The 18,062-nt window shown below is 36.4% G+C and carries 14 protein-coding genes and 1 pseudogene; 11 read left to right on the top strand and 4 right to left on the bottom strand.

Annotation, left to right across the window (positions count from 1 at the left end; all coding sequences use genetic code 11):
- The coding region (locus tag AC2YHV_RS19860; RefSeq protein WP_487373898.1) for a hypothetical protein at positions 1 to 879 on the bottom strand (879 nt) is incomplete at its 3' end.
- Between the two features lie 644 nt (positions 880 to 1,523).
- On the opposite strand from AC2YHV_RS19860, the gene AC2YHV_RS19865 reads away from it, so the two are divergent.
- Together AC2YHV_RS19865 and AC2YHV_RS19870 are read left to right on the top strand one after the other, a co-directional pair.
- Positions 1,524 to 2,765 (top strand): hypothetical protein, encoded by a 1,242-nt coding sequence (locus AC2YHV_RS19865; protein ID WP_487373899.1) that lies wholly within the window; start codon positions 1,524 to 1,526, stop codon positions 2,763 to 2,765.
- Positions 2,766 to 2,808: 43 nt separating this feature from the next.
- Complete coding sequence (locus tag AC2YHV_RS19870; RefSeq protein ID WP_487373900.1) at positions 2,809 to 3,537, top strand: GT-D fold domain-containing protein; 729 nt, start codon at positions 2,809 to 2,811, stop codon at positions 3,535 to 3,537.
- 112 nt (positions 3,538 to 3,649) lie between these two features.
- Here the strand turns inward: AC2YHV_RS19870 and AC2YHV_RS19875 are convergent, their stop codons facing one another.
- Both AC2YHV_RS19875 and AC2YHV_RS19880 read right to left on the bottom strand, forming a co-directional pair.
- Positions 3,650 to 4,084: a M67 family metallopeptidase gene (locus AC2YHV_RS19875; protein ID WP_487373901.1), complete on the bottom strand. Its 435-nt coding sequence runs from the start codon at positions 4,082 to 4,084 to the stop codon at positions 3,650 to 3,652.
- 315 nt (positions 4,085 to 4,399) lie between these two features.
- Positions 4,400 to 5,509: a BMQ_0737 family morphogenetic spore coat protein gene (locus AC2YHV_RS19880; protein ID WP_413022207.1), complete on the bottom strand. Its 1,110-nt coding sequence runs from the start codon at positions 5,507 to 5,509 to the stop codon at positions 4,400 to 4,402.
- Positions 5,510 to 5,728: 219 nt separating this feature from the next.
- On the opposite strand from AC2YHV_RS19880, the gene AC2YHV_RS19885 reads away from it, so the two are divergent.
- The 9 genes and pseudogenes from AC2YHV_RS19885 to AC2YHV_RS19925 form a co-directional block, all read left to right on the top strand.
- Entirely contained in the window at positions 5,729 to 6,067 is a 339-nt protein-coding gene (locus tag AC2YHV_RS19885) for a DUF1360 domain-containing protein (RefSeq protein ID WP_063576068.1), read from the top strand.
- A gap of 785 nt (positions 6,068 to 6,852) precedes the next feature.
- Positions 6,853 to 7,839 carry an NAD(P)-dependent alcohol dehydrogenase gene (locus AC2YHV_RS19890; protein ID WP_063576069.1) on the top strand — a complete coding sequence of 329 codons (987 nt, stop codon included), beginning with the start codon at positions 6,853 to 6,855 and terminating at the stop codon, positions 7,837 to 7,839.
- A gap of 143 nt (positions 7,840 to 7,982) precedes the next feature.
- Positions 7,983 to 8,507, top strand: coding sequence for a GNAT family N-acetyltransferase (locus tag AC2YHV_RS19895; RefSeq protein ID WP_063576070.1), 525 nt, complete (start codon positions 7,983 to 7,985; stop codon positions 8,505 to 8,507).
- Between the two features lie 193 nt (positions 8,508 to 8,700).
- Entirely contained in the window at positions 8,701 to 9,261 is a 561-nt protein-coding gene (locus AC2YHV_RS19900; protein ID WP_057277470.1) for an HPP family protein, read from the top strand.
- 168 nt (positions 9,262 to 9,429) lie between these two features.
- The gene (gene sdaAB / locus AC2YHV_RS19905) at positions 9,430 to 10,113 is read left to right on the top strand and encodes an L-serine ammonia-lyase, iron-sulfur-dependent subunit beta (protein ID WP_487373975.1); all 684 of its coding nucleotides are present in this window, start codon (positions 9,430 to 9,432) and stop codon (positions 10,111 to 10,113) included.
- Positions 10,114 to 11,392: 1,279 nt separating this feature from the next.
- A complete protein-coding gene (locus AC2YHV_RS19910; protein WP_487373902.1) occupies positions 11,393 to 13,651 on the top strand; it encodes a metallophosphoesterase in 2,259 nt (752 codons plus the stop codon).
- A gap of 760 nt (positions 13,652 to 14,411) precedes the next feature.
- The gene (locus AC2YHV_RS19915) at positions 14,412 to 15,860 is read left to right on the top strand and encodes a sensor histidine kinase (RefSeq protein ID WP_487373903.1); all 1,449 of its coding nucleotides are present in this window, start codon (positions 14,412 to 14,414) and stop codon (positions 15,858 to 15,860) included.
- A complete protein-coding gene (locus AC2YHV_RS19920; protein ID WP_487373904.1) occupies positions 15,857 to 16,543 on the top strand; it encodes a response regulator transcription factor in 687 nt (228 codons plus the stop codon). Before AC2YHV_RS19915 ends, AC2YHV_RS19920 begins: the two co-directional genes overlap by 4 nt.
- A 270-nt stretch (positions 16,544 to 16,813) precedes the next feature.
- Positions 16,814 to 17,287 (top strand): annotated as a pseudogene (locus AC2YHV_RS19925) (ankyrin repeat domain-containing protein); the annotation flags it as partial.
- Here the strand turns inward: AC2YHV_RS19925 and AC2YHV_RS19930 are convergent.
- Entirely contained in the window at positions 17,279 to 17,500 is a 222-nt protein-coding gene (locus AC2YHV_RS19930) for a hypothetical protein (RefSeq protein WP_487373905.1), read from the bottom strand. The pseudogene AC2YHV_RS19925 and the gene AC2YHV_RS19930 sit on opposite strands and share 9 nt — an antisense overlap.
- Positions 17,501 to 18,062: the final 562 nt, after the last annotated feature.

An 18,062-nucleotide genomic window follows, 5' to 3' on the forward strand; every position in this document is an offset into this window, starting at 1 on the left:
TTGGCTAATCTTTGAAATGTAATGATCAATTTCTTTCTTATATTTTTTTATATCTTTTTTATGATGCTCTTCCTTATCTGAAAGTGCTTTTTCTAAATGATTCATCTCCACTTTATATTGCTTTTCTTGATCGTATAAAAGATCAATGGTTTTAGTAAGCTGATTCATTTCATTTTTATAATTCATTTCTTTTTCGTTGAGAGATTGAATGGTTCCTCTTAACTCTTGAATTTCATTTTTGAAAATATTTTGCTCGTGAAAATAAAACATAACTTTCTCAACTAATTTCTCAATCTCTAAATTTATGCTTTGTACATCTAAGTTAGTTATTTTTTTATTGACTGGGGCAAGAAGGGATTCCACCTCTGTAAGCCCATCCGCCATTTTTTGAAAACCATCGTGGCTTTTATATTCCTCATTTTTAACATATTGTTTTTGAGCAGACTCATAATCTTTAACTTTCTTTTGAAGAGAAGCAATTTCACTTTGTAATAATTTATTCTTATCTCCAAGAGTTTTTATGTCGTTATTTTTCTTTTCGTCGTTTGATTTGGATTCTTTAAAGTACTGTAGTTCAGCCTTATATTTCTTAATTTCTTCTTCCAACTTCTGAACCTTGGTTTCTGCACTCTTCCTTTCATGTTCCTTCCGATTAATTAGATCTTGATATGTTCTTTGTTCATTTATCATTTCTTCATTGTGTTTTATTAGTTTTCTTATTTTCTTTTTACTATAATCGACTTCGTATTCATTAACTTTTGATTTGTATAGGGAAAGTTCAGATCTAAGATGAATGATCATTTGCTGAAGTTGAACTGGAGTTATTTTATTCAATTTACTTTTTTGAATTTCATTGGCTTTTTCATCATCTGTGTACAAAATAACCACTCCTTATTTTTGATCACGTGTGAACAGGCGCAATCTCCAGCCATTACTAATAAGGAATCAATTAGACAGGTTGAGATTGAGCGACTGTAAATGACCAAGAAGTTCCTATGCGGAGATGTTTATCAAGATTTTTATGGGTGTGGAGTACCGTTCGTCAGAGTGTTGGTGTTGCTTCATGATTAGGAACACTGCGACATCCAAATCATTGTAGAGTAATGGTAAACAAAAGAAAATTCCTCCTCATAAAATGATCATCTTGACCGAAAAATCTTTGATTTCAATTTTTCAATATTCATGTGACTGGTTTTAATCAAATACTGATCCCTTTATAAATGATTCCATAATAGTTATATGTACCGTATTTCAAAAAGGTGATTATATTTATCACCTTTTGATTCCCCTCATAAAATTCATTTACATGGATGGAGGCACTACATTTCCTTTTAATATGGTATACACAAAATTACACAAGGAATTAGAGTTTGCCGAGTGTATTCTTTATCATTTCTTCATTCCTCTTACATATTATAAATATTGGGTGATATAAGGGTTGTGGGAAAAGAGCCGTACGGTATTAATTAATCCTATTAAATAGTAAAGCTGCTACCAGGATTAACAAAAAGGGGGATACATAAATGGACATTAAAGTAGAAGTGGGAGATAAGGGGGCAGGAACCATCCCCTATGAGTCTCTCCCGGCATTTACTTATCTTTTTAGGGAATTGGGTTTTGAAGTGCAGCCAGATACTGAAAATCAGAAAGTACAATTATGTTCTGCATTGCATGGTAAAAGGATTGTCATTTCATCCGACTATGATGTTAAATATAACACCTTTAGAAAGCACCTTCTAGAAAGGAAGGTGTTGGAGTATATTCAAACATTCCTATCTGCCTGCGGGGCAAAGGTGATTATTATGGATGAAAAGAATGAATCAGAAAGGGCTGATTTTCATGTATACTTTTCACTCTTTGAAATTCCAGGAATAAAAGAGCCCATTCTTGAATTAGTTCATAATTCAAAATCTGCTAATAAAAAGTTATTGGATATTTTTCAATATGAATGTAAAAGGACTGGAACAAAATTTAAATCTAATGAGGTAGTCAGAAACGCAAATAACCCTTTTATTAATATACAGATTATGTATCCTGTTTTTACGGATGAAGATTTTTGGGGGAAACTTGGTGAGAAATATGCGATGTCCATAACTATAGGAATATTGGCTAGATTTCACGAAAGCTCACCTTTATCTGTTTTGTCATTAGTTCCAATTGAAATTTTCTCAAACTTGTTTATTCGTTCTGAAAAAACTGGGATAAATTTAGAGCCTGCCATGCAAAAAGAAAAAAGTTTACCAGAAAAGAAAAAGTTTTTATTAAAGAAACCAACTATTACTAAAAGAAAAGAAGCAGAAGTGTTTTTAGATTATCATATTTTTATTGAAAAACTTGAAGAACGTAACAAAATCAAGCTTATTGGAAATCTTCATATTAAAAATATAGGTACGGAGGTTTTGCGGAATCCAGTTATCTGTCTGCGTTCCAGACCTTCAGAAAGTATAAAAATATCTGGGCAAATATTGCCGCCCAATGTTGCCGAAACTTTGGGGGTCATGAAAAATGAAGAAACAAAAGGTTGGCAATATATGAATGAGGATTGGTTTGAAGAAATGGAGAAGGGTGAAACCTGGATATGTCCAATTCAATCTAAACATATAAACCCTAGGCAAACAGAATCTTTAACTAACTTACAAATAAGCGTCCTTCAACCTGAAGAAAACAGCAATATTCGTGTAGAGGCTTTTGTATTTTTTAAAGAACAAGATCTGGAAATCAGTTCAAGCAATCAAATTTCCTTATTATTAACGAAGAAACAATAAGGTGATAGATTTAATGGCATAGGAAACCGGGGGTGGGAGTGGGGTGATTGAAGGAAATTATCACTTTGAGAAATACTTATTAGATAATAGGAAAGTGATAAAATTATTGGACCAAGCGATAAAACAGAATAGAGGCTTTTCCCTTGCTCGTTTTGGAATCGGTGAAATAAGCTATTTAAGCTATCCAGCCAATGAATTACTTGTACAGGAATTTAAACGGTATGAATCTTATGCGGGCGTATCCAATGTACCAGAGATAATCAGGAGGGAGTTGGTCAGGTCATTGCGGGATGCCGATATTGCTGGGTTGATAGCTCCTTGGCGGCTGGATCCTTGGGCAAAACAAACACGAACTGTACTTGAACAACTTAAGTTCATGCCTTCAAAAGTATGTTGTGCTTGGATCATGCAGAGCCTCTTGGAAGAGGGGATATTATGGTCATGGCTGAGTAATAAGAAGGTATTCCTTGTTGGACGCCGTTCAAAAGAAGCAGAAAACGTCTTTAAAGAACAAGGCGTACAAATTACTGGCAGTATAGGTTTAAATGGATATGACGAGTTAATTAGAGTACAAAATGAGCTCCAGTCTAATCAGGAGTGGGAAATAGCATTAATTTCCGCTGGGATCCCGGCAACCATTTTAGCTCCAAGAATTGCAAAATTGACCCAGAAGGTTGCCATTGATTTCGGGCATGCCCTTGATATGATTCTTGATGGAGAAGAATATAAACTTTCCGACTTAGTAAAAAAGTGGAATGATCAGATTTCCTAAATTGGAAAACAAAAATTAATTTAACATTGTAGGGAAATAAAGAAAAAATAATACTCGCAAATTCAACCTTGAATTCATAAAGGAAGAGGTGCGAGTATCTTATTCACTAAATTCAGTTTACGAATTTTAATTGTATCGGAAAGACTTTTTTTCCTGTTAGTTGGAAACATTTTAATTCAGGGGTCGAGTTTGCAAACGAAATAATAAGGTGACCTACCTCTGGGTAGTTATTTAAAGTAATATCTCCTTCAGACGGATAAGCACTATCTGTTGGGTGGGAATGGTAGATACCGATAAAATCTTCATTCCTCCTATCGATAAGTTCAAATACATGACGCATTTGATCTAAATCCATCGAGAAGGAAAAGGAGCTCCTATTTACATTTTCCATTGGCCAAATTGTTTCTGCAATCCCATTTCCCCCTGAAAGCAGTCCACAGGCTTCATAAGGAAGTTCTCGTTTACAATGAGAAATCAATTTTTGCCTAACATGATTGGTCATGTAAAAAGTACCGGATATTACACCTTGATCATTTGTTTTTTCCACAACAACCTTTTGCCCGTACTGGCCGAACCTGGAGGGCTGAGGGAGTGAATTGTTGATGTTGTTGAGCGGGCTGCGGGTTAGGCATTCCTAATTTTCTTCTTACTTTACGTCTTAGCTTATCAGATGCCATTTTTTTCTCTCCTTTTATAGGTATGCTCTATAAATATGAAAACATGAATCTATATGTAACCTAATAATTAATAAATGGGTGGCCTAAAATGCGGGATACATTTATTAAGTGTTGAAGTAAATGATGGAATTAGACTTACTTTACAAAAAAAAACCGAGAGATTAATATCCCTCGGGTTTTTAGTATTATACAGGGAAACGATCGCAATCTCCTACTTCAACCTCTAAACCTGGGTTAGCTACTTCTGTCAGAGCAATAGTAACACTTGTAGTTGCACCAGTTATTACAAGTGTAGCAGTATCTCCTAGTGGATCAATATCACCAAGAGTTAGTGTGAATGTTGCGTTTTCTGGTGCACCTCCGGCAGGTGTTATAACACCGGTGCCAGTTGCAGTAAGCCCAGTTACAACTCCAGCAGCATTTGTAGCACATGTAGGCTGAGCAAAATCATTGGCTGTAAACGTGAAGCTTTGGTCAATATCTGCATCAGGTGTTCCAGTTGGAGTAGGGGTAGGTCCTAATGTATCAATGTAGGTAACTTGAATCCTGCTACCAGCAAGGGTACATTGGTCGCAAACCAAGGCAGTCAAATCTAAGTTTCCTGTTGTTGGACCACCTAGACCGTCCTCAAATACAAGGATGGATGCTTCGCCAGTAAAGTCTGCTGAACCTTGACAGTCGCAGTTCAATGTCGGGAAGAAGGTTGGGCATTGTTGCGGGAATCGTGGTGTTGGGCACACGAAGCCTTCTTCTTCAATTGGAATGACAGGACGCGGTCCACAGAACTTAGCCTCGACCTCAAGCTTAACTTCAGCCTCAACTTGAACATCTTTACACATGGTCACATCAAGTACAACCATATCTCCAAGCATTTGATTTAAAACAACTGTACATTGAACATCGAAAATATTACAGTTGATTTCTGTTCCCTCTGGGAAACATAGGATTACTTCATCCATGAAACTAACAGGCACTACGAAATTACAACCTGGTAGTGGTTCTCCATTGCAAAAGAATTGAACGCGGATATGGACATGGAAGGCAAGGGAAACAATTTGGGCACCTGGGACACTAGGAATGTTAGCTGGAGTGGCTCCGATAAAATCACAGCTTCGTGTACCAACTACTTCCGAACAAGTAGCTGTTATAGTGTTACCTTCATGACGTGCATCTTCAATTGCTGCAAAGCATTCCTCAGGTATTTGAACTTTATTGCGATCACGATTTGTTAGAACAACCCAGTCATATACTTTTGTAACACGAATACATTCAGGTCCGATGGGGTTCGGTACCACTTGTCGGCCCTGAATAGATTTGACGTTCCTTTTTTTCATCAAACATCTTTCCCTTCAGTATCAGGTTTTGAACACATTAACATACTATGGGGATATCTTTTTATGGGTACATTTTTCTTAGAAAATGGGCTAATAAAATATTATGAATGTATAAATGTATATTTATATAATCAAAATTCTAATCATAAAATCTTAAAAGAAAGATTAGGAGGTGAATAGGTGTTGGCTATTGAATGGCTTGATTTTTTTATTTTAATATTGGCTACCTTCCGGTTAACTCATTTAATTGTATTTGACGATATCACTTCATTCATCAGAAAACCTTTTTTGACTGCCACCATCCAAGAAAATGCCTCTGGACAACTGGAGGAAATCATTGAAATAAAAGGATCGGGGCTTCGTTATTTCATAGGTTCGCTTTTAAGTTGCTATTGGTGTGTAGGGTTTTGGTGTTCCGTCATTACTGTACTTATTTATTATTATTTACCTGCCGCTTTTCCACTCCTATTGGTCTTTGCTGTTGCGGGAGCTGCTGCTTTTATTGAATCTAAATCATGAAAGTATAATCGTGTAGGGTAAGACAATTAAAAGCATAATGAACTTTATGTATCGATATTCAGACTAATAGTATATGCTGAACATCATATAAATGCTTAATGGACAGAGAGGCTTATATATTCTTGGGTTTTAGATCAAAATCAATCCAAAACTGTTGTAGATTGATAGCAAGTACGAGGGCCATTACATTTTAATTTTAAGCATCAGGGAGCAAGCGATTGATTAAAATCCATTCAGAAACGAATGGATTTTTTCTTATAATAATAGGAATTGAAATGGAAATATAAATTGGAGTAAAACTTCATTAAATACATGTAAGTCGAGATGATGGGGGTGAGCCGATTATTAGGCATATGATGCCGAAGAAATCTTTAGCCAGTTCGATCCGCTGAAAATAGGAATAAAACCATATTCTTAGAACACAGTTTCTCCTGCGGAAAATGTTAGAACTCCCCATACAAAAGATGAAGATAGATTAATATGTATGGGATTAAGCCAGGAAATGCTCAGGGAGGTACTTATCGCGACTTTTTAGTTAACTCGACCTAAGGTGGCTGAGTTCTTATTAGAGGCATGAAGATAAATGAAGGCGAGTAAGCTAATGTGAACGCGTTTAAAGAGATTATTCAAAAGTTGATAGCTTTTGGAGAGTATGTATCCGGAATAATCATTTTCCATTTCGACAATTCGGTATTCTTTATTCAACGAATGGAGCAGGATAGTTCAAGTACAGTTATTGAAGGTTAGTAAATTTTAAGTGAATATAACGAATTGGAGGAGGATTAATGAAAGCAATCGTGTACACCAAGTACGGTCCCCCTGACGTTCTTCATTTGAAAGAGGTAGAAAAACCGGATCCTAACGAGAATGAAATACTGATAAAAGTAAAAGCGGCAACGGTAACAATGGGGGATATTCGGTCACGGAGCTTTACAGTTCCCCTCTCTGTTTGGCTGCCAGCTCGGTTTATTATGGGATTAAGACGTCCCAAGAAAACCATATTGGGCTTGGAGTTATCTGGAGAAGTTGAGTCAGTGGGCAAAGATGTCAAGCTGTTTAAAGCAGGTGACCAGATTTTTGCCGCTTCCCAAGCGAGTTATGGTGCTTATGCCGAGTATAAGTGCTTGCGTGAAGACGGGCCCGTTTCCATAAAACCTAATAATTTATCTTTTGAGGAAGCCGCAGCCATTCCAATCGGGGCACGTACAGCATTGTTTTATCTTAGAAAAGCTAACGTTCAGAGTGGTCAAAAGGTTCTTGTCTATGGTGCTTCAGGGAGTGTAGGAAGTTATGCAGTACAAATTGCCAAGTATTTCGGAGCAAAAGTTACAGGGGTTTGCAGTACCGCGAATGTAGAATTGGTAAAATCTCTTGGAGCCGATAAGGTCATCGATTACACTTTAGAGGATTTTTCCAGAGATGGTGAGACCTATGATGTTATCTTTGAAGCGGTAAACAAGAGTACGTTTTCAGCTTGTATGAAATCGTTGAAGAAGGACGGAACCTATCTAAATGTCACTGTACCGGTACCTGGTGTTCGAATGCTATGGACTAAATTGACAACCGGCAAGAAGCTGATATTGAGTCAAAATTCACCAGAAACTCCCGAAGCTCTAAACTTCCTCAAGGAGCTTGTTGAAGCAGGGAAGTTAAAAGTGATCATTGACAGATGTTATGCGTTTGAAGAATTAGTTCAAGCCCATAGGTATGTTGAGAAAGGACACAAGAAGGGAAATGTCGTAATAACTATGGAACATAATGAGGAATCCTGATGGGTAAAACAACGAAGCCCTTAAAAAGATAAGGGTGTGTTCTAAATTATAAGGCAGGCGGTTTAGGAAGTATTGGGTACGGGTGTTATTGAGGTGCGCCGCTGGTACGATATAGATCTAATTATAGCAAAGGGAGTGAAAAAATGTTTCCGATTTTAGAAACAAAGCGGTTGGTCTTGAGAGAATTGGTTGAAGGTGATGCAGCAGATCTTTTAAAATGTTTTTCCAATCCAGATGTATTAAGATATTATGGGCAAACTCCATTAACAAATACAGATCAGGTGAAGCAAATCATTAGGAATTTTTCAAAGAGTTACGAAGAAAAACATGGAATTAAATGGGGAATTGAATGGAAAGGAAAGGAGGGCATTATTGGAACGATTGGATTTCAAGAATGGTCTCATGAACATAAAAGAGCAGAACTGAGCTATGCACTTTTTCCGAATTATTGGGGTAATGGTTATGCAACAGAAGCTGTCAGTAAAGTGATTTCTTATGGTTTTAAAGAGCTTGAACTAACGCGTATTGGAGCAATTGTTTTTATTGAAAATAAAGCATCCAACAAATTGTTGATCAATTTAGGTTTCAAAAAGGAAGGGATATTAAGAAATTATATGTACCAAAATGATGTTTCATTTGATACTAATCTATACTCTCTTTTACTGTAAATCCTTAATGGTATGCCAATGAATATTGAAAGGTTCACAGACAAAAAAGTGGGGGATGATAACTGTTTTACGGGAATCAATAAATGAATATTCAGATATATATTTAAAAATTCATTGTTTTCCTGTAAGATAACAATATATAAAAAACCTGTGACTTGTCGATTACTTAGAAAACGTGAGGAAAATAGAAATTATGGAATTCGAAAAAAGTGTTGAAAAAAGTTGGAGCAATCAACAAAACATAGCTCTAACAGCATATTTAAAGAAAATGAAGGGTGAAGCTAGGGAAAAGGATAGAATTGATTATATCGATTCCTTTGTTTCAGCTATGGGTGGGCTCATTGCTATAATCATTATTAGTTTTATAGCTGTCTATTTAGGGTATCCGATGGCATTAGCTCCTCTTGGGGCGAGCTGTGTCATTGTTTTTGGTGCGCATAAAAGTCTCTTGTCACAACCCCGTAATGTTATTGGAGGACATATTATCTCTACAACAATAGCTCTTATCATTTGGAGCATCTTTGGTAAAAGCTTATTCATTATCGGTCTCGTATTGGCAATTGTATTAATTATAATGACTTTTACAAAAACTGTTCACCCGCCCGCAGCAGCTAGTGCCCTTGTTTCGATCAATTCTCAAGCTGGTTGGGGATTCCTGACTTCAATTGTAATAGGCACTTTATTATTAGTTTTTATATCGATGATATATAATAATTTATTTCAAACAAGACAATATCCAAAACACTGGTTATGAAAATTTATATCACATGCTTTTATGTGACTGTTTTGGCTCATCCTTTATTGTTCTAACTGCCTTAATTCAATAAGCGGGGAGCTGCTTTTTCTTACTCTAAGAGTTAAAAACCTTACTTACCATCTTATTACATAAAAGTAACGTATGATAATGATTTACTAAAGCTTGATGGGCAGTGGGCCGGCAAAATACCAAAGTGCGTATGAAATCATCGGGCCCGTAATGGTTGGCCCTTCGAGTTCTCATACAGCCGGGGCTGTTCGGATCGGGAATATTGCCCGCCAGCTTTTAAATGAAAATCCAATATATGTAAAGTTCTCGCTGATGGGCTCTTTTGCCGAAACCTATCAAGGCCATGGTACAGACCTAGCTTTATTGGCCGGTGTTCTTGGGCTATCTACCATGGATGATGGCATTCCAAATGCAAAAAAAATTGCTGAGGAAAATGGCTTACAATATGAATTCACGAAAAGGGTGCTTGGAAGCTATCATCCGAATACCGTTCTCGTAGAATTGACAGGGGGCGCACGTACTGTAAAGGTTTTGGCCAGCTCTTTAGGCGGTGGAAAAGTGGAGATTCAGGAATTCGATGAATATCCATTTAAATTTTCAGGAGAACGGCCAACACTTGTGATTCGTCATTCCGATCAAAAAGGGGTTATTGCAGAATTATCGGATATTCTTTATCAAAAAGGGATCAATATAGCACGTATGGCCAATGAACGTTCCAAAATCAATGGTGCTGCCATAACGGTTTGTGAAATCGACAATATAATCGAAGACACTTTCTTATCTTTATTAAAAAGAGAGATTCCGATTATTGACGAAATTGTCTTGGTTCAAACTAAGTAGTTACCTGCAATCGTATTTTCGCTGATTCAAAAAAGCATGGTATGCGATTAAACTTTCCGAACCCCTTTTGAAATTCCTTTGAAATTCCTTTGAAATTTTGACCAAAAGTTAAGTGATTTGGGCTCTTCGAGCCACAATGTTAAGCCATTTTAGGACCTTGCCATGTCCAAGTGGCCATCTTTTTTAAATTAATGGCAGCCTCCATTTTACGAACCAAATGGTTCGGTGCACCAGTTGATCTAAAGTAATCATTTCAAGTTGATCTCGCTGAATAGAATCATGTTTAGAAAGCATCCTCATCACCTCAAGTTTTAATACTTCAATTTCAAAACAAAAATGACTCCGGGCAAAAGTGTTCTATCTAAAAGGTAAGATAAAGTTGATTGGAACGGAAGGTACGAGACTCCTGCGGGAAAAGCGCGTCTAGGGGAGACCCCACAGGCGAAAGCCGAGGAGGCTCCCCGACCGCCCGCGGAAAGCGAGTGCCTGGAGTGGAAATCAACGTCTAAATTGTACAGGCCATAAAAATAGACAAACTCGATTTTCATCGAGTTTGTCTACAGTCTGGGCATTCGGAATTCATTCCGAATGCCTTTTTTCAATAAACTGAAGCAATAGGGAATCGACTGTATAGAAGCTTTTTCTGCTGTAGGGCCCCTTTTATAACCTATTAATAACGACCAGTGTTCGCAGAAATAATGAGAGCACCAATTGAAGAATAAATACCTGCTTTGGCCAAAGCATTATAAGGATTTAAATTCCATAATTGTGCAGTATATCAGAACGTCTGACCTTTCATGATCCAACCGTTACCACCGGAACTGGCACAACTTGTAAATGCTCTCTTTGTTGTGCCATTAAAACTATCCACCCAAACATTTGCATAATAATCATACGGAGCAGCCGAATAAAACTTTAGGTATCCCCAAGCGGTATGACAATACGCACTTCCTTTTAGCTGCACATAACCAATTTTCACACCGTTTTTATAAATATATTCTGTTTCATAGGTGATTGGACTTTTATTCACACAGCATGTCGAATAGTTATGTAGTATAGGAATAGTACTCCATTCCCATTAATGGAACGAATACTGGCCATAGGCCTTTTTTTGATTTATTAATATATAAATTACATTGTTCTTATATTTTATTAATAATGCAAAGGTAGTATTTTAATTGGTAATTACCTAAAAATTATAAATTGAGGAGGATATTTGTCTATTTTCAAAATGATTACATAATGTAAGTGGCTAAACGATAAATAGGAGGAATTGATTTTGAAAGCGAAAAATAAAATTGCTGCAATGTTGACAGTTGTAACGGTAGGAGTAACAACTTCTTTATCAAGTGTACAAGCATTCTCGGAATCTTCAAATTCAGAAAATAAACGTAAACCGGAGCTCGTTTTTCCTGTAATCAGTGATGTACATATTGATGATGGATCAACTGCTGATATGAACAAGTTTAGAACAGCCATGGATCAATTAAACAAAGCTGCGCCTAAACAGGATGCTTTTGTGGTCGTTGGGGATTTAACGGACTATGGATACGCTACTGAATATGATAAGTTCTTCTCCATTTATAATGAGAAGAAACAAGCTGATGTCCAATCCATGTTTACAATGGGAAACCATGATTATTGGAATGGACTTTCCGTTGAAAAAGCACAAGATCGTTTTCTCGAGAAATCAGGAATGGATTCCCTTTACTATCATAAAAAAGTAAATGGATATGATTTTATTTCGTTAAGTCCAGAAAATGGTAATACGCATGGTCTATATTCTGTTAATCAAATTAACTGGCTAGGTGAAAAGTTAGCTGCAGCAGAAAAAGAGAATCCGGACCAACCAATCTTTGTTTTTCTTCATCAACACATTAAAGACACTGTATATGGAAGTGACTTGTGGGGGACTCAGGAAAACAAAGAACTTTTATATGATACGTTAAAGAAACATCCACAGGTTATTACATTTTCAGGCCATTCTCATTATCCACTTGAGGACCCGAGAACGATTCATCAAAAAGACTTTACGTCTGTTGGCACGTCTTCTGTGAGTTATTTGGAATTAGAACCGGGTAAACTTCAAGGGTTTCATCCAGAAGGATATCGGGATATTAGTCAAGGAATGATTGTAGAAGTATATAATAATGAAGTTATCATTAAAAAACGTGACTTTCATAAAGACGATTGGACAGGAAAACCATGGGTAATAAAAAATCCTTCTAAAAAAAATAAATTTAAATATACAGACGACCGAGATCAGTTGTCACCGTCTTTTGCAGGTAAAGACAAGGCTTCGATTGTAAAAGAAAAATCGACACTAAGAAGTTTAAATGTGACATTTCCCCAGGCGAAAGATAACGTGCTCGTACATTCTTATCACATAACGGCCAAAAACAAGGAATCAGGGGAGCTAGACGCAGATTTCACCGCATTTTCTGAATTCTATCTTGATCCTGTGCCAAAGAATTTAGAGTTCCCTGTAACCGGACTTAAGCCAGGAACAGATTATGAAATTAAGGTACAAGCACTGGATTCATTTAATAATAGCAGTAAAAAGGTGTTACTGGCTGATGGTCAGACAAAAGCACTGGAAATGGTCTCTGCGCAAGCTTCTCCATCATTGGTAACGACAGGTGAATCGACTACACTCCAAGTAAAGATGAAAAACTTTGGAAATGATAGTGTAAAAGGAAAAATTAAAGTTGATGCACCTGAAGGGTGGAGTGTGGAGCACAATGAACTTGAATATGAGCTTTCAGGATCTGAAGAAAAGAATTTGCCAATAAAAGCTATACCTAGTAAAGAAAGTTCCGGTTCTTCACAATTCACGATTACTGCTTACGAGGGAGGCCAAATAATTGGTTCCAAGAATATAAATATATTCGTCAACATGATGCTTGGAGAAAGTTTTGACCAATTGGACTCTGCATTAAAGCCAGCAGTGAATGAAAACATTCCAAGTTCCATTCTAGGTTGGAGCCATACAGCTCCTAACGGATGGTCGGTTACAAATAGCTCGAATATGCCAGCTGGTACAGAGGAGTGGCAAGGGTGGAGCTTCACAACAAAGGAATTTTGGACAAAAGCGGAAGACCAAGATCGTAGCAAATTTGAACTTGGACAAGGTGTTATAGCAGTAGCGGATCCTGATGAATGGGATGATAACGGTTCACCAGCATCAAAAGGCTTTTTTGATAGTACATTAACTTCCCCTTCTGTAAAAGTTGAGGGTGCAAAAGATCTATTCGTAGGATTTGCTTCTCACTATAAACAAGAAGGAACACAAACAGCTGAAGTAACTGCTGTCTTTGATAATGGGGAAAAACAACAAGTTCTCGTTTATGACAATAAAGCAGCTTCGGATAATAAAAATGGACATGTTTTGAATAAGTATGAAGTTAAATCGATTAAGGTTCCTGAAGATGCATCTTCTATGAAATTACAATGGAGAATGCATAATGCGAAAAATAATTGGTTTTGGTCGATTGACGATATTAGATTGGATGACCAAATGATCATCTTGCCAAATTAATAAGAAGAACAGGTGAACTTTTCTTGAAATTTATAAAAAGCGGACTTTCCTTAAGGGGAAGTTCGCTTTTTTCTATGTCTTACAAACTCGGGACAAATAGTAAACTCATAAACCTTCATGATCTTTTTCGTGTGCTTGATAAAGGTTTCGCCTAATTAATTTCGTATTTTTAATGAAAATACTGAAGTGCATCTATATATAATTCTTGGATGATTTATAAATAATATCATTATTATAAAAGGTGTTTAAAAAAATTTTTAACAAAAAATAAGCTTAGCCGGGACCCGGCTAGATGCTTGCGTCGAGGAAGCTTGATAAACAGTCGGCGAAAAGGCGCTGATTTCGGAAATCATCTGAAACTTTCATAAATTAAAAAACCACAGGTACACTAAATAAAGACTTGGTTATACAGCATGATTTTTAATTGTTTAATACTGAAAACCCAATGGATTGAAGAAAATATGGGTCACCCCTGCCTAATAATTGGCTATTCGATACCCCGATAGATGTTTGCGGCGGGGAGGTTGACAGACAGTAGGCGGTAAGGAAGGCGGATTTTAGCATGTAGTTTTTCAAATAAAAAAATATAGATCTAAAATAGAATAGGATTTTTTCCAAGTATTTTAGAAAATTTTAAGATTTGTGTGATATTTTTTTTTAAGTTCTAAGAAAATTATTCATGGAAATGCAGGAACCGCAGATAAACGGTGAACTCTTCTATAAAAGAGAAAACGAGAGACCGATACGGGGTGAAAAATATTTGTCAATTAAAATGAGGTTTCTGTTGTCCTATGTTGGCGTAATTCTTATTTCCATCACTTTATTTTTAGCAGCTGGATTTTTACTTATTTTTGCAATAACAGGTGATGTAAAATCAATAGAGCATCTATATAAAAACTCTTATCTCCAAAAACCTTTGACTGCAGCAGAAGAAAGTGTGTTTCTCGATTTAAAGCTTTTGGCAAAAAATAACCCTGAACAGCTTCTGAACGAAGAGCAGCTGAAGAAGCTTGAACATGGTGATATTGAGATTGTCGTTAGAAAAGTTAATGACATTGAGTATGCGTCCCCCGCACTTGATAAGCTAGGCTTGGTTCAATCACTTCCCATGTTCGAAGAAACGAACATCAATACACGGGACACAATCAAAATGAAAGACTCTTTTTTCACTTATGTGAAGTTTGATTTTTATTTTTCGGATAAAAGTGAAGGAAGCATTTTTGTCATGAGAAAGGCAAGTTCCTATGCCGAGCTGATTCGGGAGTCATTTCCCATTTTATTCTTCCTATTGTTATTATTGTTTGTAATGATTATTGGACTTTTAAATTATTTAGTTTCAAGAAGCATCATCAAACCTATCTCAATACTTAAAGAGGGAGCGGAGCGGATAAAATCAGGAGATTTAAACTTTGAAATCGAAGCGACTTCGAATGATGAAATCGGACAATTGAATAGGGAATTTGAGGAAATGAGAAAAAAGTTAAAAGAGTCCATAAACCTCCAGCTTCAGTATGAGGAAAATCGCAAAGAACTTCTTTCCAATATTTCTCATGATTTGAAGACACCCATCACTTCGATTGTGGGTTATGTTGAGGGGATAAAAGACGGGGTAGCGAACACCCCGCAGAAAATGGATAAGTATTTATCGACGGTATACCTGAAAGCAAGGGATATGGATTCATTGATAGATGAATTGTTTTTATTTTCAAAGTTGGATTTGAAAAAGGAACTATTCACTTTTGAAACGATCAGAATGGATAAATATTTGAAAGACTACGTAGAAGAGCTTCAACTGGATTTACTTCAACAAGGAATCCAAATTGAACTTCAACAGCTGTATAAACCGATATACGTGTCAGCGGATAGAGAGAAACTGAAACGCGTATTGGCCAACCTGATCAGCAATTGTGTAAAGTATATGAATAAAGATGAAAAACACATTTCCATTTCTCTGCATGAAGGACTATATGATGTAGTTGTACAAGTAACAGATAATGGTTATGGAATAGAATCTTCCGCTTTGCCTTATATTTTTAACCGCTTTTATCGGGCTGAGCAATCTAGGAATTCCCTGACAGGTGGAAGTGGTTTAGGACTTGCAATCGCAAAAAAAATTATCGACGAGCATGGAGGAGATATCTGGGCTACCAGTGAGATAGGAAAAGGTACAAGTGTTTTCTCTTCCATAAAGAAAGGTGAGGAAATGTGAAAAAGATATTACTTATTGAAGACGAAGTCAGTATTGCAGAATTGCAAAGGGACTATTTGGAAATTAGTGATTTTAGTGTCGATATTCAACATACTGGTGATTCAGGTCTCCAACAGGCCCTTCAAGGAAATTATCATTTAATCATTTTGGACATCATGCTTCCGGGGTTAAATGGCTTTGAGATATGCAAACAAATACGTGCTGTCAAAAAAATCCCGATTTTGCTTGTATCTGCGAAAAAGGAAGATATTGATAAAATTCGGGGGCTTGGACTAGGAGCGGATGATTATATTACAAAGCCCTTTAGTCCAAGTGAACTAGTTGCAAGAGTGAAAGCGCACTTAGCGCGTTATGAACGTTTATCAGGAAGTCACCCCAAATCTAATTCAATCTATGTTCATGGAATTTCAATAGATAAGTCAGCACGCAGGGTTCACATAAACGGGGAGGTGGTCCCGTTTACAACAAAGGAATTCGATACTTTAGTGTTTTTTGTCATGCATCCTAATCAAGTATTAAGTAAAGAGCAGCTCTATGAAAATATTTGGGGATTGGAATCAGCTGCGGATGTTTCGACTGTCACTGTCCATATCAGGAAACTACGTGAAAAAATTGAAAGAAATCCTGCACATCCTAAATTTTTGGAAACTGTTTGGGGAGCGGGGTATCGCTTTAATGTTTAAATAGTATATTTTATGACCCGTCACGAAGGTGACGGGATTTTTTTATAAAACCTTAAGAAACTTTATGAGTAAGTTAATCATTTTTTAAGAAATTGTTTAGAGGGAGTTTAAGATTAAGCTCTAATATAATGGAGACGGATTGAGAAAAGAACTAAAAATAAAAGGGAGAAAAATAATCATGCAAACTCAAACACATTTATAGCACAAGTCATTTTGGTGCATCAAGATGACGGAAAATCGATTTGGGCAGATGAAAGGATGGTGTGTTTCATGTGGAGACGGCTAACGATTGTCATCGGATGCCTATTCATCCTTCAAGGGTGTGCCTTAGATAGCGAAAGAGAGCCAAATAATCAGCAAAAGGAGTCAGAAAAGGGAATGAATGAATTACTGATTCAAGCAGTAGAACGAAAAGAAACGGAAGGAATAAGGAGTTTGATTGAGGAAGGTGCAGATATTAATACACAGGACTCGGCAGGGCGAACCGCCACTATGATTGCGATTTATAACAACGATGCAGAGTCTGCAAAAATCCTTATTGAAGCAGGTGCAGACGTCAACATTCAGGATGAAATGAAAAATAGCCCCTTCTTGTATGCCGGTGCTGAAGGTTATCTAGATATAGTTAAACTTACGATTGAGGCAGGTGCCGACCCATCCATAACCAACCGTTATGGAGCAACGGCTTTAATCCCTGCTTCGGAACATGGATATGTAGAGGTTATTAAAGAACTCCTAACTAAATGTAGAGGTTTCGGATTGATTACTTAAAAATTCAGCATAAGATGTTGGATTTATTCCTTGAGAGATGTTGCTTGCTATGTCTAAGCTGCTCATAGCGATTGTTTTCTCAACCGTATCATTTGTACTTTTATACATTAATAATAAACTTCCAATTAATGTAATGATCATGCCTGTTAAAAGAACAAAACCTATTTTCGCACTGAGTTTATTCATCTTTGTTTATTCCTTCCCCGTGTTATATATTTACCATGTGTTATATATCGGTAATAATTAAATTTATTTAATGAGTCCTTTTTAAAACCCTCGGGTGGAGTTTTTATCCTTCAGATTTCAATCTGTTGTAAGAGGGGTTCATATTGATTTTCCATCCTATAAATATTCTAATATAGAAAAAAACGACTTTTATCTTTCCCGTTTTGTTTCTAAAAATCTCAACTGTAAATATTAATTAGAGAAATGGAGAATTTGTTAAATTGTTAAATTGTTATAAAATTCAAAAAATGGTTTGACATTAATAAAAATGGGAGCTTATAATCAACGTAAGATGTAAAATTCGAAAACTGAGTTTTATATTATAGAACAAATTAATCGTTAATTTTAGTAAGGTAATGGCTTAAAAAGTGAATCAACTTGTGAAACGTAATGAGAAGTGAAGTGTTTTTTCCTCACTCCGAATAAAACAAAAACCAAGTTTTATATTATAAAACGATTTGATTTTTGCTTATACAAGGGTGAGTAGAAGTTTTAAAGATCAGCCTTAAATGATAACGCTTAC

The organism is Peribacillus sp. SRI_006, assembly GCF_057586375.1.

What these genes read in the sequence shown, in the direction of transcription:
- AC2YHV_RS19865 (WP_487373899.1), top strand. Translation starts at nt 1,524, where the DNA reads ATGGACATTAAAGTAGAAGTGGGAGATAAGGGGGCAGGAACCATCCCC.
- AC2YHV_RS19890 (WP_063576069.1), top strand. Translation starts at nt 6,853, where the DNA reads ATGAAAGCAATCGTGTACACCAAGTACGGTCCCCCTGACGTTCTTCAT.
- AC2YHV_RS19895 (WP_063576070.1), top strand. Translation starts at nt 7,983, where the DNA reads ATGTTTCCGATTTTAGAAACAAAGCGGTTGGTCTTGAGAGAATTGGTT.
- AC2YHV_RS19900 (WP_057277470.1), top strand. Translation starts at nt 8,701, where the DNA reads ATGGAATTCGAAAAAAGTGTTGAAAAAAGTTGGAGCAATCAACAAAAC.
- sdaAB (WP_487373975.1), top strand. Translation starts at nt 9,430, where the DNA reads ATGGGCAGTGGGCCGGCAAAATACCAAAGTGCGTATGAAATCATCGGG.
- AC2YHV_RS19930 (WP_487373905.1), bottom strand. Translation starts at nt 17,500, where the DNA reads ATGAATAAACTCAGTGCGAAAATAGGTTTTGTTCTTTTAACAGGCATG.